Source organism: Qipengyuania seohaensis (genome assembly GCF_002795865.1).
Classification (GTDB): domain Bacteria; phylum Pseudomonadota; class Alphaproteobacteria; order Sphingomonadales; family Sphingomonadaceae; genus Qipengyuania; species Qipengyuania seohaensis.
The window spans coordinates 2470131-2492400 of record NZ_CP024920.1 but is presented as its reverse complement, the minus strand read 5'-3'; the positions used below and the strand labels follow the sequence as shown (position 1 = coordinate 2492400).

Sequence of the window (22270 nt, the reverse complement as noted above, 5' to 3'; positions counted from 1 at the left end):
GGTAAACGACCTGTTTTCAACACGCTAACCTTTGATGTTTTGGGTACCATCACGCTGCATCGGCAACGCGATTGCGTCCTTTGCGCTTTGCCTCATAAAGCGCCGCATCCGCGCGGGCGAAAAGTGTCAGCGCCCCTTCCCCGGGCAAAAGGGTCGCATGGCCCGCGCTGATCGTGATGCCGGGAATGGGTGCCGAGTGCGTCCCCGCCTCGATCGCCCAGCGCAGCCTTTCGGCCGCTTCGAACGCGGCTTTCGTATCGCAATCGGGCAGTAGCCAGAGGAATTCCTCACCGCCGACCCTGCCGACGGTATCCGCGCCCCGCGCCTGCCGGACGACGATTTGCGAAAGACGCGTCAGCACCCGGTCGCCCACTGCATGGCCATGCAAATCGTTGATCCGCTTGAAGTGATCGATGTCGAAAATGACAATCGAATATGCGCTTCCCGAACGCTGCGCTTCAAGGATGGAGCGGTCGAGCGAGGCCATGATCGCCCGCCTGCTGGCGAGCCCCGTCAGCGCATCGGTATTGGCCTCTCTCTGCGCTTCTGCGGCAAGTTCGAGGGCGCGCTTCTTCTCCTCTTCGACCCGCCGCACGACCGCGTATTCATCGGTAACGTCCCGCACGACCATGAAGACCCGCTCCCGGTCTCCGTCGGGGCCGAAGTCGTTCCGCGCACGTGCTCTCAGGACCCGTTCCTCGCCGGTGCGCAGGATGACGTCGAATTCGACGACATAGGGCATGGGATCGACGGAATGTGCACCCAGTGTCGTGCGTAGCTGGGACAAGCCATCGGGCATGAGGAGCGCAAGCAATTCTAGCGTTGGCGCCGTCCCTTTCGGCAAGCCGGCGATATGGCACATCTCTTCGGACCAGATGTGGCGTTCCTCTGGCAGTTCGATGCACCAGCGACCGATACCTGCGAGGCCTTGCGCAACCTCCAGATGTGCAACGTTGCGCGCCAGCTGGCGGTTGCGCGAGGCCAGCCGCTTCGCCCTGCGCGAATTGCGAAAGAGCAACGTCGCCAGACCCAGCCCTGCAAGGGCGAGCGCTAACACCGATGAGATGAGAGCAGCCGCAATTGCCGCGCAAAACGCGAATGTCGCCGCGATTGCCAAGGGTAAGTCAAACCTGCCGATATGAGCGCCTGTATCCAAGCCCGTCCTCCTGCCACTGCGACAGCGATGACAGGCGGATACGAAATCCCGGTCAGGAACCCGCTAAGTGAAGTTACCTAGCCAGCCGGCTTCAGGCCGCGTCGGCCCTGATCTGCTCGTGCTCGGCATTTAGCGTTTCGGCAATCAGGAAGGCCAGTTCCAGCGACTGCGCGGCGTTGAGGCGCGGGTCGCAATGCGTGTGATACCGGTCCTTGAGCGCCTCATCTGTAATAGCGACCGCGCCGCCGACGCATTCGGTCACGTCCTGGCCGGTCATCTCCACGTGGATGCCGCCGGGGTGCGTGCCTTCCGCACGGTGAACGGCGAAGAAGCCCTTCACTTCCGTCAGGATGCGGTCGAACGGACGCGTCTTGTAGCCGCTGTCCGATTTGACGACATTGCCGTGCATCGGATCGCAGCTCCACACCACCGGATGCCCTTCTGCCTTCACCGCGCGAACGAGGCGCGGGAGGCCGTCCTCGACCTTGTCGTGGCCGAAGCGGCTGATCAGCGTGATACGACCCGGCTCACGCGCAGGGTTCAGCGTGTCCAGCAACTTGAGCAGCGCATCGGTTTCAAGGCTCGGCCCACACTTCATGCCAAGCGGATTGCCGATGCCGCGCGCGAATTCGACGTGCGCACTGCCTTCGAAACGGGTTCGGTCCCCGATCCAGACCATGTGCGCGCTGGTGTCGTACCAGTCGCCCGTCAGGCTGTCCTGCCGGGTCAGCGCCTGCTCGTAAGGCAGCAGCAACGCTTCGTGGCTGGTGTAGAAGCTGGTGCCCTGCAATTGCGGGACGGTTGCCGGATCGATGCCGCACGCTTCCATGAAATCGAGCGCTTCACCGATGCGATCCGCAAGATTGCCGAACTTGTCTGCCCAGGGGCTGCGGCCCATGAAATCGAGCGTCCACTGATGCACCTGGCGCAGGTTCGCATAACCGCCACCTGCGAAAGCGCGCAGCAGGTTGAGTGTGGACGATGCCTGGAAATAGGCACGGACCATGCGCTGCGGGTCGTTGAATCGGCTCTCCGGATTGAAATCGATCCCGTTGATGTTGTCGCCGAAGTAGCTCGGCAGGGTCACATCACCTTGCGTTTCGGTATCGGAGCTGCGCGGCTTGGCGAATTGCCCCGCCATCCGTCCGACCTTAACGACCGGCTTCTTGCTGGCGAAGGTCATGACGACCGCCATCTGCAGCAGCACGCGGAAAGTGTCGCGGATGTTGTTGGGATGGAATTCGGCAAAGCTTTCGGCGCAGTCGCCGCCCTGCAGCAGGAACGCCTTGCCTTGCGCCACTTCGGCCAGATCAGCCTTCAGCGCGCGTGCTTCGCCGGCGAAGACGAGTGGCGGGTGGCTCGACAACGCAGTCGTCGCTTCCTCCAGCGCAGCGGCGTCTTCATAGCGCGGCAAGTGCCGAGCTTCGAAGTCCTGCCAGCTATCGGGTGCCCATTCGCGTGCCATTATATTTCCATTCTTCCATTAAATGCGGTCGTCCACGCAACCGCATCCGCCCTTTTCGCGCAAGCAGCATAAACTTGGCCAGCGCAAAAGCGCGATTGCCGTGATCGCCTCCTAGCGTCCGGCGGCAGCGGCGCTCGAAGCGGTTGCGGCCGTGGCCAGTTCCTGTCCTTCGGGGATCACCGCCATGCGCCAACCCGGCGTTCCGGCGAAGTATTCCCGCGCCAGGGCAAGCATCGCATCCGGCGTGGTGCTGGAATAGTCGTTCAGGAGACCGCGGAGAGCCATCATGCGCCGCGGATCGATCGTCGAGTTCTCCAGCTCGAGGAGGAAGAAGTAGTTCCCGCTCGAAATCCGCTCGTAATAATTGCGCAGCGGCTCGGTCGCGCGGGCCAGCTCGTCCTCGCTCGGCGGCGTTACGGTCAACTCGCTGGCAATGCGGTCCGCCTCACGGAAAAAGGTCGGGACATCCGACGGGCGCAGCTGCGCCAGCGCCGTCACTGTTCCGCCGGTCTCCACATCGGTCGGCCAGTCAAGGCGAACGACGGGCGCATAGCTTGCCCCTGCACGTTCGCGCATCGCATCGCGCAGGCGGTTGTTAAATACCTCTGTGAGGATGGCCAGTTGGCGAGACTTGCGGATTTCCTCAGGTCCCGCGCCCACCGGCCACGCGATCACCGCGGCGGCCTGGTCGGCTTCGCCCGAATGGTTGCGAACGAGGGTCTCGCCGGGTGTTGCGAAACCGAACTGGCCCGATGCGACTTCGGCAGGCAAGGGCTCGCGTTTTGGCAAGGCGCCAAATGTGCGCCGCAGTGTCTCGATGGCCGCTTCCTTGTCGTAATCGCCGAAGATCAGGACTTCAATCGGTCCCTGCTGCAAGGCGGGCGTCCAGGTGTCGCGGAACTCCGCCAGCGAAACCGCATCGAGCATTTCCGGTGTCGGCGTAAGGAAGCGCCGGTCCTCTCCGTAAAGGTAATATTCGAGATCGCGATTGATGATCCCGGCAGGGCTTGCGCCATAGCTCTGGTAAGCGAGGCGCGCTGCGGCCTTGGCGCGTTCCAGCGGGGCGGCGTCCCAGCGCGGCATCCCCAGCTTCGCGGCGAACAGGTAAAGCTGGTCGGCCAGGTCCTGCCTGCGGGTTTGCGCATTGAACGAAAACGCGCCTTCGCCGATCGCGAAATCGAAGCCCATCTTGCGGCCTGTTGCCAACCGGTCGAGCTCTTCCTGACCAAGCGCGCCCAGACCGGACTGGATGAGCGCGCCTTCGCCCAGCTGGATGAGCGCGGCCTCGTCTTCGTCGAACGCGCGCAGGCCGCCACCGAAGCGGACCTTTACGGCAACGCGGCCGGGTTCGTGATTGTTGGCCAGCAACAGCGCCTTCACGCCATTGGCAAACTCGACGCGCTCAACGTCGCCGATGGAATGGGGAACCCTTGCGACCACTTCGCCCGGCTCCCCGACGGGGGGAAGCTCGTCGAAGGAGATGGTTTGTGCGGCCAGCCTAGCATCGTCGCTGGCATCGACTTGTGCGGAAAGCGCGGCGGCCAGGCTCTCCTCGGTCGCTTCGTCGGCCGCCGGGGTGATATAGGTCGCGCGAACGACGTTGCCGCTAAACAGCTTGCGCGTTTCCTCCATCACGTTCTGCGGCGTTGCCTTCTCGCGCATGGAGTTGAACACCATCAGGAAGGTTTCGGGCGCAGCAATCGCCTCGCGGATGTCGACCGCGTTGACCAGATCGTCGGCATAACCCGATCCGGCAAGGACCGAACGCTGCTCGACGAGATTGGCGTAGCCGACTTCCATCTCCTGAAGCTCGCGCTCCATCTCTTCGCGCGTCGGCGGATTGGAGAGTGCATCGGCAATAACGGAGCGGACATCGGCAAGCGCCTGCTTCCAATCTTCCGTGAGCGGAGCGAACTGGACCAGCGTGACGTGTGTCGACCGGCTGATTTTGGCCTCGTTCGCCTGGGCGTAGAGGAAACTGCCGCCCGAGCGAGCGCGCGCTTCCAACCGGCGGTTGATCAATTGGAGGGCAAGCTGTTCTCGCAGGCGACCTTCATTGTAGACGATGGTGTCGAGAACCTGTCGCCAGGGCCTGAAATAGCCGTATGTGAAGGCGCGCGGGAGAGACGGCTCTACAATCACCGCAACATCGCCTACCGGGTTGGCTACATTCGCCCCCGCTGGCGGAAGGGGATCGCCAAAGGCCGGTGCAGGTGCCGGCTCGCCGGCGACCGACCAATCGGAAAAATACTTCTCGATGAGGCTGGCAAACAGCACCGGGTCGAGATCGCCGACGACGGAAATTACAGTGTTTTCGGGGCGATACCAGCGGTCATAGAAGGTCTGGACCGAAGCGCCGGTGGCGGCGCGCAGGCTCTCGTCGGTGCCGATGGTGATCCGCTCTGCAAGGCGCTGGCCCGCGAAGAGCGTTTGCAAGGAAGCCTCGGAAACCCTCTCGTTCACACCGCCGCGCTCACGCTTTTCGGCTAGGACGATAGGCACTTCTGTCGCGACGTTGGTATCCGACAGCACAGGGGCGCGGACCATGCCGGACAGCAGCTTCATGCTCTCTTCCAGCTTCGCAGGGTCTACATTCGGGAGGTCCAGTTTGTAGACCGTGTGCGTGGGGCTGGTTTCGGCATTGGTGTCGCTGCCGAAGGTCGCGCCAAGTCGCTGCCAGGTCGGAATTGCCTCGGATATGCCGAGATATTTGCTCTCACGGAACAGCAGGTGTTCCAGCAAGTGCGCATAGCCGAGCTCATTGTCTTCTTCGTAAAGCGAACCCGCATCGATCCTGACCCGAATCGATACCTGGCCCGGCGGCACTCCGTTCTCGCGAACGCCGTAACGCAGTCCGTTTTCGAGCTCTCCGAACAGCCATTCCTCGTCGCGCGGAACGTCGCTGCCCTCGTAAATCCAGGGAACCTCCCCCTCCGCCTGCAGCGAGGACGGCACCGGGATGCCCTGTGCCGCCAGCGGCTGCACCGCGAGCAAGGAAAGTGGAAGGCAAAGCGCGAGACGCCGCAAGGCGCGCGAAAGATCAGTCATGGCTCATGTATAGGTACGGTGCCGGTGAAGGACCAGTGAACACGGACAAATGATAGCTTCGCTTGCCGCTGTGCGCCTGCATCCCTACATGCGCCGCATGTTCATCGAAACCGAAACTACGCCCAACCCGTCCAGCCTCAAGTTCCTGCCGGGACGTCCCGTCATGGGCCAGGGGACCCGCGAGTTCGCATCCCCCGAAGCGGCGGAGGCAAGTCCGCTGGCGCAGGCGATCTTCGACACCGGTGAGGTGGTGAATGTTTTCTTCGGCGGCGAATTCGTAACCGTTACCGCTGCTCCCGGCGCAAGCTGGACCGATCTGAAACCCCAGGTCCTGTCCATCCTGCTTGACCACTTCGTATCCGAGGCTCCGCTTTTCGCAGCAGGGACAGCGGCCGGCATCGCTGTACCTCCGGAAGATGAAGAGCTGCTGGTCGAAGAGAACGAGGCCGACGCCGACATCGTCGCGCAGATCAATGAATTGCTCGAAACGCGCGTTCGGCCCGCGGTGGCAGGCGATGGCGGCGACATCCAGTATCGCGGGTTCCGCGACGGTGTGGTCTATCTGCAGCTCCAGGGCGCCTGCGCCGGCTGCCCTTCGTCTACGGCCACACTGAAGCATGGCATCGAGGGTCTGCTGAAACATTATGTCCCGGAGGTCGTTGAGGTTCGCGCAGCCTGAATTTCATTTCGACACGCGAGTATTCGATGACCAAGCAGTTTCACGACAACACCCTTTCCGCCGACGCCCTCGACCAGGTTTTCCGCGAGGCACGCAGCTACAATGGCTGGCTCGAAAAAGAAGTGTCGGACGAACAGATTCATGCAATCTACGAATTGCTGAAGATGGCGCCGACGTCTGCGAACATGCAGCCTTCGCGAATTGTCTGGGTGAAATCGGAAGCTGCGAAGAAAAAACTCGCCGATTGTGCGTCGGAAGGAAACACCGACAAGATCCTGACTGCCCCGGTTACGGCTATCATCGGGTACGACATCGACTTCCATGAAGAGCTGCCTTGGCTCTTTCCCCATACCGACGCAAAGAGCTGGTTCGAGGGCGACGAGGAAGGACGCAAGGAAGGCGCATTCCGCAATTCCTCGCTGCAGGGCGCATACCTCATGATCGCAGCACGCGCTGTCGGCCTGGATTGTGGCCCGATGTCGGGCTTCGATGCGGACGCAGTCGACAAGGCATTCTTCGGGGACAACCCGAAGCACAGGACCAACTTCATCTGCTCGATCGGTTACGGTGATCCGACCACGATCTTCGACCGTAGCCCGCGGCCCGATTTCGACAAATTCAACACCATCGCCTGACTTGAAGCGCGCGCAAGGCTGAGGCACTGCGCTTTTCATGCGTTTGCTTGTTATAGAAACCGCGACGGAAGCCTGCTCGGTAGCGCTCTTCGACGGGGATCATTCACTGGGATCGTTTCACGAGACCATCGGCCGCGGCCACGTGGAGCGGCTCGTCCCCATGATTTCCCGCCTCGATGAAAAGGGGAAGGCAGACATGATCTGCGTTTCCCTTGGCCCGGGCAGCTTCACGGGTGTGAGGATCGGCCTTGCGACGGCACGCGCGCTGGGCGTTGCCTGGAATGTCCCGGTTCGTGGATACCCCACTCTCGCGCTCGTTGCGGCAATGGCCCGAAGCGAAGAGGCAGGCGAAGTCACGGTGTGCATGAATGGCGGCCATGGCGAATGGTTCATGCAGGATTTCGACGCGGCGGGTCTCCCGATGGCTGAACTCTCGTCAGTCTCTCCCGAAGCTGCTGCTCAACGCACGACCTATCCGACCATCGCCGGATCGCGGGCAGAAGAGCTGGCTGCATTACTTGATCGGCAACCCTCGGGAGTCGTGAAGACACTCCCTGAAGCCGCGAAGTTCCAGCATTTGCCCGAAGCCCTGCTGAGCGAAAAGCTGTCCCCCTTGTACGGACGCGCGCCGGACGCCAAACTGCCCTCGAGATGACCGATATCGACAAGGTGATGGCGGTTATGAATGCCGCATTCGATCCCCACTGGCGCGAGGCATGGACGCGCCGGCAGGTCGAAGATTCGCTCGCGCTTTCATCCGGCTTCATGATCCTGATGGATGAATTGGGCTCCTATCCCTGTGATGGCAAGCCTGCTGCAGGCTTCGTCCTTGCCCGCAGGGTGCTGGACGAAGTCGAATTGCTTTTGATCGGAGTATTGCCTGAAAAGAGGGGACGCGGACTTGGCAGGAAGCTGCTCGACGAGTTCTTGCACAAGTCGGCCCAACTCGGCGCGGCCAACGTCTTTCTCGAAGTACGCGCTAACAATCAGGCCGAGAAGGTCTACCGAGCAGCAGGCTTTGCGCCGATTGGGCGAAGGAAAGACTACTATCGTACTGTCGATGGGACCAGAATAGACGCTGTGACCTTCGGAAAAGCCCTCTGATCGGGATTAATGATCGCGAATCTTGTATACACGCGACAAAAGTGGCGTTTTTATACAATTCCGAGTAGACAGTGCCAAAACTCCCCTATAGTCGAAAGAAAAGGGAGAAATTGCACTATGGACCAATTCGAAACCGACATGACCGAGACGCTCATTACGCTGACGTCGGACATCGTCGCCGCTCACGTCAGCAATAACAGTGTCGCCGTTGATGACGTTCCGACGTTGATTTCGAATGTCTATGCCGCTCTCACCGGGCTCGAAGGCGGAGGCGCGGCGGAAGAAGTGCGTCCCGATCCGGCCGTATCGATCCGGTCCTCGATCAAGAAAGATCACATCGTCTGCCTCGATTGCGGCAAGAAGATGAAGATGCTCAAGCGCCACCTTTCGACCGAACATGGGATGACGCCGGACGAATATCGCCAGCGCTGGGATCTTTCTTCTGATTATCCGATGGTTGCGCCCGATTATGCGGATACGCGCCGCGATCTTGCGAAGAAGATCGGTCTTGGTCGCAAGCCTGGCCAGAAGCGCGGTCGTCGTAAAGCCGCCTAATCGGCACTGCCTGCTTGAGAACAATGCCCCGGCCCGATAAGGGTGCGGGGCGTTTTCAATTGGGGATCCCCATTGCACCAGAAGATCGATCTAGAGCAGCTTTGTGCTGACAAGGGACTGCGTATCACCGAACAGCGTCGCACTATTGCGAAAGTGCTGTCGGAAAGCGACGATCATCCCGATGTGGAAATGCTCCACGAACGTGCCAATAAGATCGATCCCGGCATTTCGATTGCCACGGTCTATCGTACCGTGCGCCTGTTCGAAGAAGCCGGCATTCTCGACCGCCACGACTTCGGGGACGGACGCGCTCGCTATGAAGCCGCACCCGAGGCGCATCACGACCACCTGATCGATGTGGAAAGTGGCAAGGTCGTCGAATTCGTCGACCCCGAACTCGAAGCTTTGCAAAAGCAGATAGCAGAGAAGCTGGGATACCGCCTCGTCGACCACCGCATGGAGCTTTATGGCGTCCGCCTCGACCGCGAAGGCTGAGCGCCGCCTGGAGCGTTATTCCAAGAAGCGGCTCGCTGCAGCACGCGGCGAGAAGGTTCCTCTGACGCCGATCGGATGGGTCCGCTTTATTGCGCGACTTGTCGGCATAGTCTTGCTTCTGCTGTTCTTCGTCCCGCTCCATTATGCCTTCCGCATCGTGGCGTATGGTTCACCCTTCCCCATGCTGTTCCTGCGCTACACAGCGCGGGTCGTAGGAGCGCGGGTCGAGGTGGTCGGCACTCCCCTGCGACGTGATGTATTTTTCATCGCCAATCACGTTTCGTGGATCGACATCCTCGCCATGGCCGGAGCCAGCGGTACGGCTTTCGTCGCCAAGTACGAATTGAGCCAGGTGCCCGTCATCGGCTGGCTTTGCAGCCTAAACCGGACGGTATTCGTCAAGCGCGAACACCGCATGGGTGTCGCAGAACAGATCAACGCTCTGAAGGAAGCTCTCGCCGACAATTGGTCCGTGACCGTATTTCCGGAAGGAACGGTCACCGACGGGCATTCTCTCTTACCCTTCAAGTCGAGCATGATTTCAGTTCTCGAACCGCCTCCCCCCGGGGTCATGGTCCAGCCCGTGGTGGTCGATTACGGACAAAATTCGGAAGAGATCGGTTGGATTGGCGAAGAAAGCGGCCTGCACAATGCAATGCGCATCATGGCTCGGCGCGGTACGTTCAAGCTCCGCCTGCATTATCTCGAGCCCTTCAGCCCGGAGGAATATCGCGGTCGCAAGGCGATCGCATCCAAGGCGCGGGAGGAAATCGAGGAGAGGCTAATCGCGAACCTCGGAGGGCCGCTACGCGATTACCAGCACGTGGTGGATGCGGTCCGCTACAAGCCGCCGCAAGCCGAAACGGAAGGCTAAAGCTCCGCTTTCACCAGCCAGTCGTGGAACAGCCGCACCGGCCTTTCTTCAAGTGCCGTGGGCTTGCAGACGAACCAGTAACTGTAGGGGCTTTCGACTTCGACGCCGTACAGATCTGTCAGGCGATCATCGGCCGCGCGGCGCAAGTGATCATCATGCATAATCGCAATGCCGAGACCCTGCGCAGCCGCTTCGAGCATCAACTGACCTGAATCGAAGTGGTCGATCGCCGCAGGTTCGATATCCCTCAGGCCGAGCTCGTCTTTCCAGGCCACGAAGCTTTCGGGCAATCCGTTGTGGATCAGGAAAGTCTGGCGTCCGAGCAATTCCGGATCGGGCTTGTCACCAAGCTTAGCAGCCAGTTCCTTGCTCGCGATCGCGTGCACCATGTTGAAATCGAGGCGAACGGCATGGAGGCCGCTGGCCGGCCCTCGCGACAGGATAATTGCCGCATCGAGCGTATCGCCAACTCGGTCTTCGAGATGCGGTCCCGTGTCGATGTCGATGTGCAACAGGGGGTGGCGTGCCCTCAGCTCTGCCAGGCGCGGGAAAAGCCTCTGGCTGCCGAACAGCGGCAGCACGCCCAAGTGCAATCTCAGGACGGAAAGATTGTCGGACTGGCTCTCCACCGCCCTCGCCAAGGCTTCCAGCTGGGGGTTCACCGCTTCGTAGAAGGCGTGACCGTCGTCGGTTAGCTGCATGGCCTGACGCGCACGGGTGAACAGCTTCTTGCCGACGAATTCCTCAAGATTGCCAATTCGCCTCGACAAAGCGGAGGGGCTCAGGCCCAACTCGTCTGCCGCTGCACGCGCCGACCCCAATCGGACCGTGCGGACGAATGCCTCGAGGGCGCGCAATGGGGGAAGTCTGCGGACAGCCATGGTGCGCTCGGCCTATTGCGCCCCAGCGACCCTGTCGAGGACCAATGTGCGAATTAATGCAACAGAGCGATCAGTCATCCTTGGCAACCCCACCGGGCGGCTCGTGCAGGCGCATGCGCTTAACGTGGGTCTCGTCACCATCGAGGATTTCAATCCGCCAGCCGCTGTCGTGTTCCAGCACCTTGCCTACGGGCGGAACCTGCTCAGCGAGGACGAATGCGAGGCCACCGAGCGTGTCGACCGCCTCCTCCACCTCTGCAAGGCGCGGATCGACCTTGTGGGCCACGTCGTCCAGTTCGGCGCGGGCGTCGCAATCCCACATCCCCTCGCCGATCGACACGATCCATTCTTCGGGCAATTCGTCGTGTTCGTCTTCGATCTCCCCGACGATTTCCTCGACGAGGTCTTCGATAGTTATCAGCCCGTCGGTGCCGGAGAACTCGTCGATCACAATTGCCAGATGCATGCGCTGAGCCCGCATATCCGCGAGCACATCCAGGGCGTTGCGGGTCTGCGGAACATAGAGCGGTTGCCGCATCAGCACGGTCCAGTCCACCGGGGCCGCTTTCTTCTCTGCCAGAAAGGGAAATACATCCTTGATGTGGATCATCCCGATCACATCGTCGAGCTGGCCGCGGTAGACAGGCATGCGCGAATGGCCGTGCTCGGAGAAAGTCGCGACCAGTTCGTCCCAGGTGGCATCGGCGGAAATCGCCACGATTTCGCCGCGCGGCACCGCGACGTCGTCGGCATCGTGCTCGCTGAAATGCAGCAGGTTACGCAGCATCTGGCGCTCTACGCCGGACAGGTCGCCCTTGGCATCATCTTCGGCCGAGGAATCGCCGTTCTCGCCTTCGTGTTCGTCGATAGCCTCTTCGAGCTGCGCGCGCAGGGAGCGCTCGCCGCTATCGGGGTCGAACAGTTTACGGATTGCGGGCCAAAGCCCGCTGCTACTCTCCGCGTCTCCGGCGGGGGTGGAAGAATTGGCCATGGGCCGGGTGCGTACTCCTATTTGTCGCGGTCCCCATATGGGTCCGCTATACCCAGTTTTGCAAGCGCTTCGATCTCGAGTTTTTCCATAGCCTCTGCCTGCGCGTCGGAATCGACATGATCGTGACCGGCTAGATGGAGGAAACCGTGGATCAGAAGATGGGCGGCGTGGTCCGCCAGACTTACCACTTTCTCCTCCGCTTCACGGGCGCAAGTCTCGAACGCCAGAGCGATATCGCCGAGCATCTCGGGCGGTCCATCCGGACCTAACGCAATGAGGTCTTCGCGCTCCAGCATCGGAAATGAAAGCACATTGGTCGGCTTGTCCTTGCCCCGCCATTCCCGATTGAGCTCGTGAACCTGCTCGTCACCGGTGAAAAGGACGCTCGTGACGAGGCGCGCATGGCCGAGCGCAGGTTCGATCCTTGCGATCGCGGCATAAGCCTTGGCCGAGAGGGCTTCCCAATCCTCGTCCGCAGGCCAGCCGTCGATTTCGATATCCAGGTCCACCTAGGCCGCCGGGCCCTCGTAAGCCTCGACAATCCGCCCCACGATCGGGTGCCGCACGACGTCGGCGGCGGTGAAGCGAATGGTGCCGAAACCGTCGACGCCCTCCAGCTTCCCGACCGCGTCAGCCAATCCGCTCATCCTGTCGCCGCCGGGAATGTCGACCTGGCGCGGGTCACCGCAGATTACCATCCGGCTGTTCTGGCCGAAGCGGGTGAGAAACATCTTCATCTGTTCGCGCGTGGTGTTCTGCGCTTCGTCGAGGATGACGAAGGCGTCAGCCAGCGTGCGGCCGCGCATGAAGGCGATGGGCGCGATTTCGATCTCGCCCGAGGCCAGCCGCCGCTCGACCTGTTCGGGCGGCATGCAATCATAAAGCGCGTCGTAAAGCGGACGCAGGTAGGGATCGACCTTGTCCTTCATGTCGCCCGGCAGGAAGCCGAGCTTTTCGCCCGCTTCGACGGCAGGACGGGAAAGGATCAGGCGTTGCACGCTGCCATTGATCAGCTGCGCAACGGCCTGGGCCACCGCAAGATAGGTCTTGCCGGTTCCCGCCGGACCGAGCGCGAAGATGATGTCGTCGCGCGTAAGCGACCGCATATATGTCGCCTGCATCGCGCTGCGCGGGACGATCGTCTTGCGCCGTGTGCGGATCATGATCGGCGGGCCCTTGGGCTCTGCGTCCATGATCCCGTCCAGCGTCGGCTCGTTCGACATGGAAATCAGGGACTCGATCGCGCCTGCGTCAAGATCCTGCCCCTGCGAGAGGCGATCGTACATTTCATTGAGGACGTCGCGGGCGCGCGCCACGCTGTCTTCCGGGCCTTCGATATGGAGATCGTTGCCACGCGCCGCGATGAAAACGCCGAGGCGGTTCTCGACCTGGACGAGGTTGGCATCGAATTGCCCGAACAGTGCGCCCAAGAGGCTCTGGTTATCGAAGCTGATGTCGATCTGTGCGCGGCGAACTTCACGCTGCGGACTGGGCGGCGGTGTGAAAGCCTGATGGGCCTTCGGTGCGGGTTTACGAGCCATGCGCTCCTTTCGTTTCCGAGTCGGAATCTAGGCCCTGTCCGGACTTGCGCAAGTCATGGCGCGACGATCCGGTGGAAAGTCACGCGGATGTCATCAAGCGGAGACGGTTTCCCGCAGCTTTCCGGCGATCGAGTTCGGCCCCGCCTCGACCAGTTCGGCCTGAACGAGATCGCCGATTTGCGCGTCGCCTGCGAACCAGACGCTTTGCAGCCAAGGTGACTTGCCAAGCCATTGGCCCTCATGCTTGCCCTTGCGTTCGACGAGGACTTCGCACGTCTTGCCAACGCTCGCTTCGTTGAAGGCCATCTGGTCACGATTGAGCGCGGCCTGGAGGCGCTGGAGACGTTCGTCCATGACCTCTTTCGCGACCTGCCCGTCCATCGTCGCAGCAGGCGTACCGGGACGCGGGCTGTACTTGAAGCTGAAGGCCTGCGCGTATTTGACCTCGTCCACCAGCGCGAGGGTTTCCTCGAATTCGGCATCGGTCTCGCCCGGGAAGCCGACGATGAAGTCGCCCGACAATGCGAGGTCGGGCCGCGCAGCACGGAAACGGTCCAGCAGCTTGAGGTAGCTTTCCGCCGTGTGGCTGCGGTTCATCGCCTTCAGGACCCGGTCGCTGCCCGCCTGCACCGGCAGGTGGAGGAAGGGCATCAGCTTGTCGATCTCGCCATGCGCGGCGATCAGGTCGTCGTCCATGTCGGCCGGATGGCTGGTGGTGTAACGGATGCGCGAGAGGCCATCGACGTTGGCAAGGTCGCGGATCAGGCCTGCGAGGCCGACCTGGTGGCCCTTCTCGTCCTCGCCGCCCCAAGCCGAGACATTCTGGCCAAGCAGCGTAATCTCCTTCGCGCCAGCGTCGACCAGCTTCTTCGCTTCGATCACCAGGTCACTGTAAGGACGGCTGATTTCCGCGCCGCGGGTATAGGGCACCACGCAATAGGTACAGAATTTGTCGCAGCCCTCCTGCACGGTGAGGAAGCTCGCCGGATTGGTGCGGCGGCGTTCGGGCAGTGCGGCAAACTTGGCGATGGCCGGCATGTCGGTGTCGGTCGCGCGCTCGCCCTTCACTGCCTTGTCCAGCATCTCCGGCAGGCGGTGATAGGCCTGCGGGCCGACGACCATGCTGACCGCCGGAGAGCGCTTCATGATCTCCTCGCCCTCGGCCTGCGCGACACAGCCCGCGACGGCGATCAGCGGCTCCTTGCCCGCCTCGCGCCCCGCCTTGGTCAGGCGACCGATGTCCGAATAGACCTTCTCCGCCGCCTTCTCGCGAATGTGGCAGGTGTTGAGCACGACGAGGTCTGCCTCCTCGCCCTCGGGCGCGGGCACGATACCCTGCTCACCCAGCATTTCGGCCATGCGCTCGCCGTCGTAGACGTTCATCTGGCAGCCGAAGCTCTTGACCCTGTAGGTCTTGGGGGTGGTTGATTTCATAGGAATTTCAACAAATTTCCGTGGGTGGCCCCACACATTCTCCGCCGCCACCGCTTGGAGCGCCGTCTGGTCCAAGCAAAGCAGCAAGTCCTAAAGTTGCGAAGCAGAATGCAACTACGCCACCGACAACCGCGAGAACGTTCAGGCCAAATTTTTCGTTCAAGACCGAATACGCAATGATACCAGCGCCGAAGGTGAACGGAATTGCGACAATCCATCGAAGCCCGTTGAAATTGTCAGGAGCGAAGAAGAATAGCCAAAAAATCCCGCCAATGATAGCGACAGCGGCTGCGATCTCTTTCCAAGCCTCGAAGGCGACGCCTTTCTCATTGAGTGGATCTGTTTCGTTCACCCAACAGTAGCCTTCACGATCTTGCCCGGGTTTGCCGGCGGCTCGCCCTTGGGCAGGGCGTCGATGTGTTCCATACCGCTCTCGACCTGGCCCCAGACGGTGTACTGGCCGTCGAGGAATTCGGCGTCGTCGAAGCAGATGAAGAACTGGCTGTTGGCGCTGTCGGGCACCTGGGTGCGGGCCATCGAGCAGGTGCCGCGGGTGTGCGGTTCGCTGTTGAATTCGGCCTTGAGGTCGGGCTTGTCGCTGCCGCCCATGCCGGTGCCGGTCGGATCGCCGCCCTGCGCCATGAAGCCCGGGATCACGCGGTGGAACACCACGCCGTCGTAAAAGCCTTCGCCTGCCAGCGTCGTGATACGCTCTACGTGTCCGGGTGCGAGATCGGGGCGCAGCTTGATGACGACGTCCTTGTTGTCGCCGTCGCCGGTGTCGAGGGTGAAGGTCAGCTTGTCGGCCATTGGTATTGTCTCCTGTAATTCGGTTGGCGCCTACATAGGCGTTCACAGCCTCATGTCACCCTCTGCTTGCTTTATGAGGCCCACTGCCTAGAGGTTGCGCCCCATGGCGGAGCACGAGCGCCCCCTTGACGATGACGACGTGATCCTGGCCGGCGAGGAGCAGGACGAAGGCGCGCGTCCGGACGACCGCATCGACGACGAGCGCATGGACGAGGAGAACACGCTCAAGCGCGAATTCGTCCGATCCGTCGAAGATGCACTGGAAGCGGGCGAGACCGGTGCGGTCTACGACCTTGTCGAACCGCTCCACCCCGCCGACGTCGCCGACCTTCTCGAACTGTTCGACCGTGACGAGCGTCACCAGCTCGCCGCGGCCATCACCGACCTGATGACCAGCGAAGTCGTTGCCGAACTCAACGACTACGTTCGCGAAGAGATGATGGAAGCGCTTCCTGCCGATGCGGTGGCGCAGATCGCGGAACAGCTCGATACCGACGATGCCGTCCAGCTGATCGAGGATCTGGACGAGGACGACCAGCGCGCCATCCTGGCCGAACTGGAACCGGAAGACCGGTTGGCCATCCAGTCGGCCCTCTCCTATCCGGAAGAGACCGCCGGCCGCCTGATGAACCGCGATTTCGTCGCGGTGCCGGAGCACATCAAGGTCGGCGACCTGATCGACTTCCTGCGTGAGGGACGCGAATTGCCGGAGGACTTCTTCGAGGTCTTCGTGGTCGACCAGCGCCACCACCCCGTCGGCACCTGCAACCTCTCGTGGATCCTGCGCACGCCGCGCAACATCGCGCTGGGCGATGTGATGAAGCGCGACCAGACGCTGATCCCCGCCATGCTCGACCAGGAAGAGGTCGCGCTGATGTTCCAGAAGTACGGCCTCATCTCCGCCGCCGTGGTGGACGAGGACGGGCGCCTGGTGGGCCAGATGACGGTCGACGACATCGTCCACATCATCGCGGAAGAAGCGGGCGAGGACGCCCTGCTCATGTCCGGTGCAGGTGAAGGCGACATCAACGAGCCGATACGGGAGGCATACTCCAGCCGCGTACGTTGGCTGGTCGCCAACCTCGGCACCGCGCTCATCGCATCGCTCATCATCGCCGCATTCGGCGCCGCTATCGAGAAGCTGGTCGCCCTTGCCGTGCTCATGCCGATCGTCGCCAGTATCGGCGGCAATGCCGGTACGCAGACCATGGCCGTGACCGTTCGCGCCATCGCCATGAACCAGCTGACGCGCAGCAACACCCGGCGCATCCTGACACGCGAATTGCGCGTCGCGCTGCTCAACGGTGTGACCATTGCCGTGCTGATCGGAGCGGCGACGGCGGTCATCTTCACCCCGCTGCTGGGTGCGGTGATTGCGTTGGCCATGGTCATCAACGTGGTGACAGCCGGGCTTGCAGGCGTCCTGGTCCCCGTCGCTTTCGACCGCCTGGACCAGGACCCTGCAGTGGCATCCAGCGTATTCGTGACCATGATTACGGATTCGATGGGTTTCTTCGCTTTCCTCGGCCTTGCCGTGGCATTGCAGGTCGTCTGATCTCCTACAGAGTGGAACGGGTGGAACACGGTCCTGGGAGAAAAAATCCTCGGCCTGCAAAACACCCCCGAAACGGCGCAATTGCGTTGATGGGCGGCGAGAGTCTTCGTCCATGACGCATGCCTGCCCCAGCCGCGCCATTGTAGGAAAGCCCGTTCCCGGCATTGCGGATCGGCCCATGCAAACTACATCGGTCCCATGCCGCTAAACCTGACCAAGATCGCTTTCGGTGCGCAAAGCTATGGCGATATCGAAAGCTGGTATGCGCAGCGGCGCAGTCCGAACCTGACCACCCGTTATCGCCCGACCAAGTGGGAACAGTGCATCGGGGGCTCGCTCTACTGGATCCACCAGCATAGCATTGTGGCGCGCAGCGAAATCCTCGGCTTCAGCGAGACGAAGGACGGGCGCTGGTCCATCGACCTGAAGCCCGAACTGGTGCGCGTCATGCCTCGCCCCAAGCGCGCCCACCAGGGCTGGCGCTATCTCAAGGGCGATCCGCCGCGCGATCTGGAAGACGGCGAGGACATCGGCGATGCCCTGCCCGGCAAGCTCGCCGGAAAGCTGGAGCGCCTGGGGCTGATCTAGCCCGGTATCACAATCACTTACGCTGGGTGTCGCCGGAACCGGCTGCGTTCCGCGCCGTTGTGACGTCACCGACTGATAAAACATGGCGCGCCGTCGGTCTGCGCTATCGGAGAGTGACTATGAAGAAGTTCCTGACAATGCTCGCATTCGGCAGCTCGGCCATCCTGCTTTCGGCCTGCAACACGATCGACGGCATCGGCGAAGATGTCGAATCCGCAACCGACTGTGCCGACGGCGTAGAAGGCAACTGCTAAGCCGCACCAAGCCGATCGGCTTACGAAAGAGGCGCCACCCCACGCGGGCGGCGCCTCTTTCTTTGCCTATTGCTTCTGCCTGCTCGCGCCCTCGGGAAAGCGAGCGCTCTTTGCGGTGAAATGCGGAACATTGCCAAGGGCTTACCCGTTGGTTGGGCAAAGGAGACTTTCATATGCCCGAACGCCAATCCATGCACCCCGACAACGACCTGATCGACGAGATTACTAAGTACGACACCCCGTCGCAGCAGAGCCGTTCCGGCGGCGAAGTAAACCGCCAGGTCGGCACACGCGGCGAACTGAACCGCGCCTTCGACCCCGACAATCGCGAGCCGGAAGTCGGCTCGGACAACCCGGCACAGGACGCACAGAAGGGTGAGAAGACCCTTCAGGCCATGCAGGACAGCCGTTCCAGCTAAAGCTGGCTACACAGCTTACAGCGAGAGACGCCCCGCCGGTTCTTACCGGTGGGGCGTTCTTCTATCTCGCTATTGGCCTGGATTATTGCGCTTACGAGGAAGCGGAACCTGTCTCGCGATTAGTAAAAACGATCGAGATTCTATCGAGAGCTTGCCAGTCTGCGCCTTTCAGCGCGTATGTATCCAATCGTGCGGGGATCGCTAATGTAGAAGTGAACGGCAATGACTGCGCCGTCTCGCGTCTCAAAAACAGCTTTCACGCCGGCCGAGGGCTTTGACAAAGGGTGATACGCTTTCTCGCATGAGATTGCGTTTTCCGGAAAGCTCGAAGGCTGGTAGCATTGGGACCAGTTGATCCAATGATCGACACCTTCCTTTTTGCGAGCATCCTGCGGGAGAGGAAGATTACCGAATTCCGATCCCGCGAGACCCAATTTCTCCATGAAATTGACCGCATACCGTTCTACCATTGCTTGTTGCTTCGGATCATCGGAATAAGCAATGCGACAGGTGAAAAGCGCCTGTTCATCGCAATCGCGAACCCGTGCATTAAAATCGATCACCATCCCATTCGAAATCATAGTGGCTAGAGCGCCACGAATACGTTCTCGCTCTTCGCGACTGCGGAATTCCGCTTCGTCGATAGGTGGGAAAAGCGCGTCCATCATGGACTGCACGCCCTCAGCAGTCGCAATCTCTGCTCCTCCAGGCCTATCGTTCGCCATGGCAGGACCCACCGCAAACAGGGCGATACTCACATTCAGCATCGCTCGATGTAATCCCGCAAGCTGCACTAAACACTCCCAAGTTACTTTAGCTTCCAAGTCCAGGAGTAAGGTAAATCACTGATATAAACCTTACCGCGCCTGGAAAACCCGCCACTCAGAAGGGAAATTGGACCGGAATACGAGTTGGCTTCACCCAGCCGCTGCCGTCTTCTCCGCCACCCGCCTCAGCGCATTGACGTAAGACTCCGGTGGCTGTGCGCCGGGCACCATGAACCGGCCCTCCAGGATCATCGCGGGTACGCCGCTGATGTTCATGTCCCATGCGGCGCGTTCTTCGGCGCGGGTCTTGTGGGCGACCTGCTCGTCGTCGAGCGCGGCTGACGCGGCGTCGCGGTCGAGCCCGACGCTCTCGGCCACATCCAGCAGCACTTCGCGCTCGCCGATCCGCTGGCGGGCATTGAAATGCGCCTTGAACAGGGCGAGCTTGAGTTCGGTCTGCTTTTCCGCGCCGTGCTCCTCGCCCGTCCAGGTCAGCAGCTTGTGCGCCTCGAACGTGTTCCACATCATCGCATCGGGCGCAGGGTCCGGCCCTTCGTAATCGAGCGATACGCCAGCCGCATCGGCAGCCTGCCGCATCTGGCCTTGGACTTCCTTCGACTGCTCGATCGTGCGCCCGTATTTGCGTGCGATATGGGCGGTGCGCTCCTCGCCTTCTTCCGGCATGTCGGGATTGAGTTCGAAAGCGTGCCAGCGCACGTCCGCCTCGATCTCGCCTCCCAGCTGCTCGAGCGCCTGCGACAGGTTCCCCCATCCGACGAGGCACCAGGGGCACATCACGTCGGACCAGATATCGATCGTCATCTTGCGGGGCTGGGTCATGTGTGGATCCACCAATGCATGAGGTGATGGGCGATGGCATGGGGCGGCGGCGCGCGGAACGGACCGTCGCCTGCCAGCGAGGCTTTCACCTCGTCGCGCGTGTACCAGTTGATTTCCGCCATCTCGGTTTCGTCGATGGTCAGGGCGTCGTCATCGGCATGACTGTGGCAGCCGATCATCAGCTGGCTGGGGAACGGCCACGGCTGGCTGGCGACATAGGTCACGTCGCGTACGCGCACGCCGCTTTCCTCGAAGACCTCTCGCGCAACGCCTTCCTCGATGCTTTCACCGGGTTCGACAAAGCCTGCGAGTGCGGAAAAACTGCCCTCGGGCCAGCCAAGACCACGGCCGAGCATCAGCTTGCCGTCATATTCGACCAGCATGATCGTGACGGGGTCCGTGCGCGGGAAGTGGCTTGCCCCGCAGGCCGTGCAATCACGCTGCCAACCGCCCTTGGCGATTTTCGTATCGCCGCCGCACTGGGCGCAGAACCGGTGGCGTGCGTGCCAGTCGACGATGCTGCGTGCGCCGCCGTAGAGCGCAAGATCGTCGGGCTGAAGATTGGCCATTAGCGACCAGAGCTGCGGGTTCGCCATGCGCGGACTTGCATCGCCGCGCGGCGGGACGGCTGCAAAGCAGGCCTTGCCTTCATCGAGGCCCAGGAACACCAGTTCCGCGTCCTCCGGCGCATCCGCCAGAGTGCCCCACGAAAGGCGCCCGGCATCGTCCATCGACGGCATCAGACCATCGAGAGCAAGCAGCCGGGCCTTCCAGTTCATGTAGCCTGCCAGCCGCTCCGGATCGGCGCGGACGTGGTCGGCGCGATCCAGGCGCGAGCCGGTAAAGGAAAGCACGGCGCTTACGCGCCCATCATGGCTGCAAGGTCGGCCTGTACGGCGTTGGGGAAGCCTTCGTGGATGGGATAGGCTTCGGACGGCATGTACTGGGTGTAGAGGCTGGCCCGCAGTTTCGCCGGGTAGTTGACGAAAGCGACCGTACCGGCAGCGCCGCCCCAGCCGAACGAACCGTCAGATACACGGCCACCGGCGCCGAAGCCCTGTCCTTCGACCCAGGTGCCCTTGGTGACGGCGGTTTCCGGCAGCAGGTCCGAAGTACCGAGCTTGACCGCAGCCTCGCTCATCACGCGCTTGCCGTCGATTTCACCATAGCCAAGCAGCATCTTGAGGAAGCGGTCGTAATCGCGCGGGCTGGAAACCAGACCCGCCCCGCCGAACGGGAATGCCGGATCGTCGAGATAGATCGAAGCGCCGGCCGGATCGAGCGGCAGCGGGGTGCCGCCCATGATGCCGTAATTGGTGGTGAGGCGCGGCACTTCGCTTTTCGGCACGCGGAAGAAGGTGCTGTTCATGCCCGCCGGCTCGAAAATCTGGGTGCGCAAATATTCGTCGAAGCTCATGCCGCTCGCGACTTCGATGACGCGGCCGAGCAGGTCGAGGCTGACCGAATAGCTCCACTTGCTGCCCGGTTGGAGGACCAGCGGAAGCTGGGCAAGATTGTTGGCGAACTTGTCGAGGCCGCGGATTGCCTCCTCGCGGCCGAGGCCCGGGATCGGCAGGCGCGTCACCTGGCCGGGCACCACGCCGTACTTCACATATTGTTCGCGGATCGGCCCCTTCTGGATGATCGAATAGCCAAGGCCCGCCGTGTGCGTCAGCAGGTGACGGATCGTGATCGGGCGCTCTGCCGGGACGAGATCGGTGACCGAACCGTCATAGGTCTTCTGCACCATCATCTTGGAGAATGCGGGCAGGATTTCGGCGAGAGGCTGGTCGAGGCCCAGCTTGCCCTCGTCGATGAGCATCATGGTCGCCATGCCGGTGACCGGCTTGGTCATCGAATATATGCGGTAGAGGCTATCCATGCCGGCAGGCGTCGCGCCGCCGATCGCCAGCGTGCCCTTGGCGATGAGCAGGGGATCGCGGTCACCCCAGCCCAGCGCGGCCGCCATATTCGCGACCTTGCCTTCGGAGACATACTTGTCGACCAGCTTGGAGACCATCGGCCAGTCCGCCGACTTGCTGTGTGCCAGCGCCAGGCCGCCGCCCGGCAGGCCCGACATGGCTGCACCGGCGGTCAGCCACGCCCCGCCCCTGAGCAGCGAACGGCGCGAAAGCTGGGCATCGTCGAAATTGCGGTAGGCCATTATATTCCTCTCGAA

Annotated in this window: 25 protein-coding genes; 11 read left to right on the top strand and 14 right to left on the bottom strand. The window is 61.8% G+C overall.

The window, feature by feature from the left end; translation table 11 throughout:
• Positions 1–49: 49 nt before the first annotated feature.
• The 3 genes from CVE41_RS12295 to CVE41_RS12285 form a co-directional block, all read right to left on the bottom strand.
• The gene (locus tag CVE41_RS12295) at positions 50–1156 is read right to left on the bottom strand and encodes a sensor domain-containing diguanylate cyclase (protein WP_157799504.1); all 1107 of its coding nucleotides are present in this window, start codon (positions 1154–1156) and stop codon (positions 50–52) included.
• A gap of 91 nt (positions 1157–1247) precedes the next feature.
• Positions 1248–2621: a class II 3-deoxy-7-phosphoheptulonate synthase gene (locus tag CVE41_RS12290; RefSeq protein ID WP_100260918.1), complete on the bottom strand. Its 1374-nt coding sequence runs from the start codon at positions 2619–2621 to the stop codon at positions 1248–1250.
• Positions 2622–2732: 111 nt separating this feature from the next.
• On the bottom strand, positions 2733–5669 hold the full coding sequence (locus CVE41_RS12285) for a M16 family metallopeptidase (RefSeq protein WP_100260917.1): 2937 nt from the start codon (positions 5667–5669) through the stop codon (positions 2733–2735).
• Positions 5670–5766: 97 nt separating this feature from the next.
• Between CVE41_RS12285 and CVE41_RS12280 the strand changes: the two genes are divergently transcribed.
• The 7 genes from CVE41_RS12280 to CVE41_RS12250 all read left to right on the top strand — a co-directional run bounded on the left by CVE41_RS12280 (position 5767) and on the right by CVE41_RS12250 (position 10011).
• A complete protein-coding gene (locus CVE41_RS12280) occupies positions 5767–6348 on the top strand; it encodes a NifU family protein (RefSeq protein WP_100261515.1) in 582 nt (193 codons plus the stop codon).
• Between the two features lie 26 nt (positions 6349–6374).
• Positions 6375–6983, top strand: coding sequence for a malonic semialdehyde reductase (locus tag CVE41_RS12275; RefSeq protein WP_100260916.1), 609 nt, complete (start codon positions 6375–6377; stop codon positions 6981–6983).
• A gap of 37 nt (positions 6984–7020) precedes the next feature.
• On the top strand, positions 7021–7638 hold the full coding sequence (gene tsaB / locus CVE41_RS12270) for a tRNA (adenosine(37)-N6)-threonylcarbamoyltransferase complex dimerization subunit type 1 TsaB (RefSeq protein ID WP_100260915.1): 618 nt from the start codon (positions 7021–7023) through the stop codon (positions 7636–7638).
• Positions 7635–8087, top strand: a complete 453-nt coding sequence (locus tag CVE41_RS12265) for a GNAT family N-acetyltransferase (protein WP_232725698.1) — start codon at positions 7635–7637, stop codon at positions 8085–8087. Before tsaB ends, CVE41_RS12265 begins: the two co-directional genes overlap by 4 nt.
• A gap of 117 nt (positions 8088–8204) precedes the next feature.
• Positions 8205–8642 carry a MucR family transcriptional regulator gene (locus CVE41_RS12260; protein ID WP_100260914.1) on the top strand — a complete coding sequence of 146 codons (438 nt, stop codon included), beginning with the start codon at positions 8205–8207 and terminating at the stop codon, positions 8640–8642.
• Positions 8643–8714: 72 nt separating this feature from the next.
• On the top strand, positions 8715–9137 hold the full coding sequence (locus CVE41_RS12255) for a Fur family transcriptional regulator (RefSeq protein WP_100260913.1): 423 nt from the start codon (positions 8715–8717) through the stop codon (positions 9135–9137).
• On the top strand, positions 9109–10011 hold the full coding sequence (locus CVE41_RS12250; RefSeq protein WP_100260912.1) for a lysophospholipid acyltransferase family protein: 903 nt from the start codon (positions 9109–9111) through the stop codon (positions 10009–10011). The genes CVE41_RS12255 and CVE41_RS12250 overlap by 29 nt, the downstream gene beginning before the upstream one ends.
• Here the strand turns inward: CVE41_RS12250 and CVE41_RS12245 are convergent.
• From CVE41_RS12245 to CVE41_RS12215, 7 genes are all read right to left on the bottom strand, one after another.
• Positions 10008–10892 carry a LysR substrate-binding domain-containing protein gene (locus CVE41_RS12245; protein ID WP_100260911.1) on the bottom strand — a complete coding sequence of 295 codons (885 nt, stop codon included), beginning with the start codon at positions 10890–10892 and terminating at the stop codon, positions 10008–10010. The two genes, CVE41_RS12250 and CVE41_RS12245, sit on opposite strands and share 4 nt — an antisense overlap.
• A gap of 70 nt (positions 10893–10962) precedes the next feature.
• Entirely contained in the window at positions 10963–11883 is a 921-nt protein-coding gene (locus CVE41_RS12240; RefSeq protein WP_100260910.1) for a hemolysin family protein, read from the bottom strand.
• 17 nt (positions 11884–11900) lie between these two features.
• Positions 11901–12392, bottom strand: a complete 492-nt coding sequence (ybeY, locus tag CVE41_RS12235) for an rRNA maturation RNase YbeY (protein ID WP_100260909.1) — start codon at positions 12390–12392, stop codon at positions 11901–11903.
• On the bottom strand, positions 12393–13424 hold the full coding sequence (locus CVE41_RS12230) for a PhoH family protein (protein ID WP_100260908.1): 1032 nt from the start codon (positions 13422–13424) through the stop codon (positions 12393–12395). It lies immediately after the preceding gene.
• Positions 13425–13517: 93 nt separating this feature from the next.
• On the bottom strand, positions 13518–14858 hold the full coding sequence (gene miaB, locus CVE41_RS12225) for a tRNA (N6-isopentenyl adenosine(37)-C2)-methylthiotransferase MiaB (protein ID WP_100260907.1): 1341 nt from the start codon (positions 14856–14858) through the stop codon (positions 13518–13520).
• A 7-nt stretch (positions 14859–14865) separates the two neighbouring features.
• Positions 14866–15210: a hypothetical protein gene (locus CVE41_RS12220; protein ID WP_100260906.1), complete on the bottom strand. Its 345-nt coding sequence runs from the start codon at positions 15208–15210 to the stop codon at positions 14866–14868.
• On the bottom strand, positions 15207–15668 hold the full coding sequence (locus CVE41_RS12215) for a peptidylprolyl isomerase (RefSeq protein WP_100260905.1): 462 nt from the start codon (positions 15666–15668) through the stop codon (positions 15207–15209). Before CVE41_RS12215 ends, CVE41_RS12220 begins: the two co-directional genes overlap by 4 nt.
• A 103-nt stretch (positions 15669–15771) precedes the next feature.
• Between CVE41_RS12215 and mgtE the strand changes: the two genes are divergently transcribed.
• From mgtE to CVE41_RS12195, 4 genes are all read left to right on the top strand, one after another.
• On the top strand, positions 15772–17223 hold the full coding sequence (mgtE, locus tag CVE41_RS12210) for a magnesium transporter (RefSeq protein WP_100260904.1): 1452 nt from the start codon (positions 15772–15774) through the stop codon (positions 17221–17223).
• Between the two features lie 198 nt (positions 17224–17421).
• Positions 17422–17811, top strand: a complete 390-nt coding sequence (locus CVE41_RS12205) for a DUF1489 family protein (RefSeq protein WP_090482511.1) — start codon at positions 17422–17424, stop codon at positions 17809–17811.
• Between the two features lie 119 nt (positions 17812–17930).
• Positions 17931–18065 (top strand): entericidin EcnA/B family protein, encoded by a 135-nt coding sequence (locus tag CVE41_RS12200; RefSeq protein WP_100260903.1) that lies wholly within the window; start codon positions 17931–17933, stop codon positions 18063–18065.
• Positions 18066–18238: 173 nt separating this feature from the next.
• On the top strand, positions 18239–18484 hold the full coding sequence (locus CVE41_RS12195; RefSeq protein ID WP_198507664.1) for a hypothetical protein: 246 nt from the start codon (positions 18239–18241) through the stop codon (positions 18482–18484).
• Between the two features lie 140 nt (positions 18485–18624).
• On the opposite strand, the gene CVE41_RS12190 is transcribed toward CVE41_RS12195, so the two are convergent.
• The 4 genes from CVE41_RS12190 to CVE41_RS12175 all read right to left on the bottom strand — a co-directional run bounded on the left by CVE41_RS12190 (position 18625) and on the right by CVE41_RS12175 (position 22255).
• On the bottom strand, positions 18625–19242 hold the full coding sequence (locus CVE41_RS12190; RefSeq protein ID WP_157799503.1) for a hypothetical protein: 618 nt from the start codon (positions 19240–19242) through the stop codon (positions 18625–18627).
• A 159-nt stretch (positions 19243–19401) separates the two neighbouring features.
• Positions 19402–20091, bottom strand: coding sequence for a DsbA family oxidoreductase (locus CVE41_RS12185; RefSeq protein ID WP_100260901.1), 690 nt, complete (start codon positions 20089–20091; stop codon positions 19402–19404).
• Positions 20088–20870 (bottom strand): NAD(+) diphosphatase, encoded by a 783-nt coding sequence (gene nudC, locus CVE41_RS12180; protein ID WP_232725859.1) that lies wholly within the window; start codon positions 20868–20870, stop codon positions 20088–20090. The genes CVE41_RS12185 and nudC overlap by 4 nt, the downstream gene beginning before the upstream one ends.
• Before the next feature lie 80 nt (positions 20871–20950).
• Positions 20951–22255 (bottom strand): serine hydrolase domain-containing protein, encoded by a 1305-nt coding sequence (locus tag CVE41_RS12175; RefSeq protein ID WP_100260899.1) that lies wholly within the window; start codon positions 22253–22255, stop codon positions 20951–20953.
• Between the last annotated feature and the right edge of the window lie 15 nt (positions 22256–22270).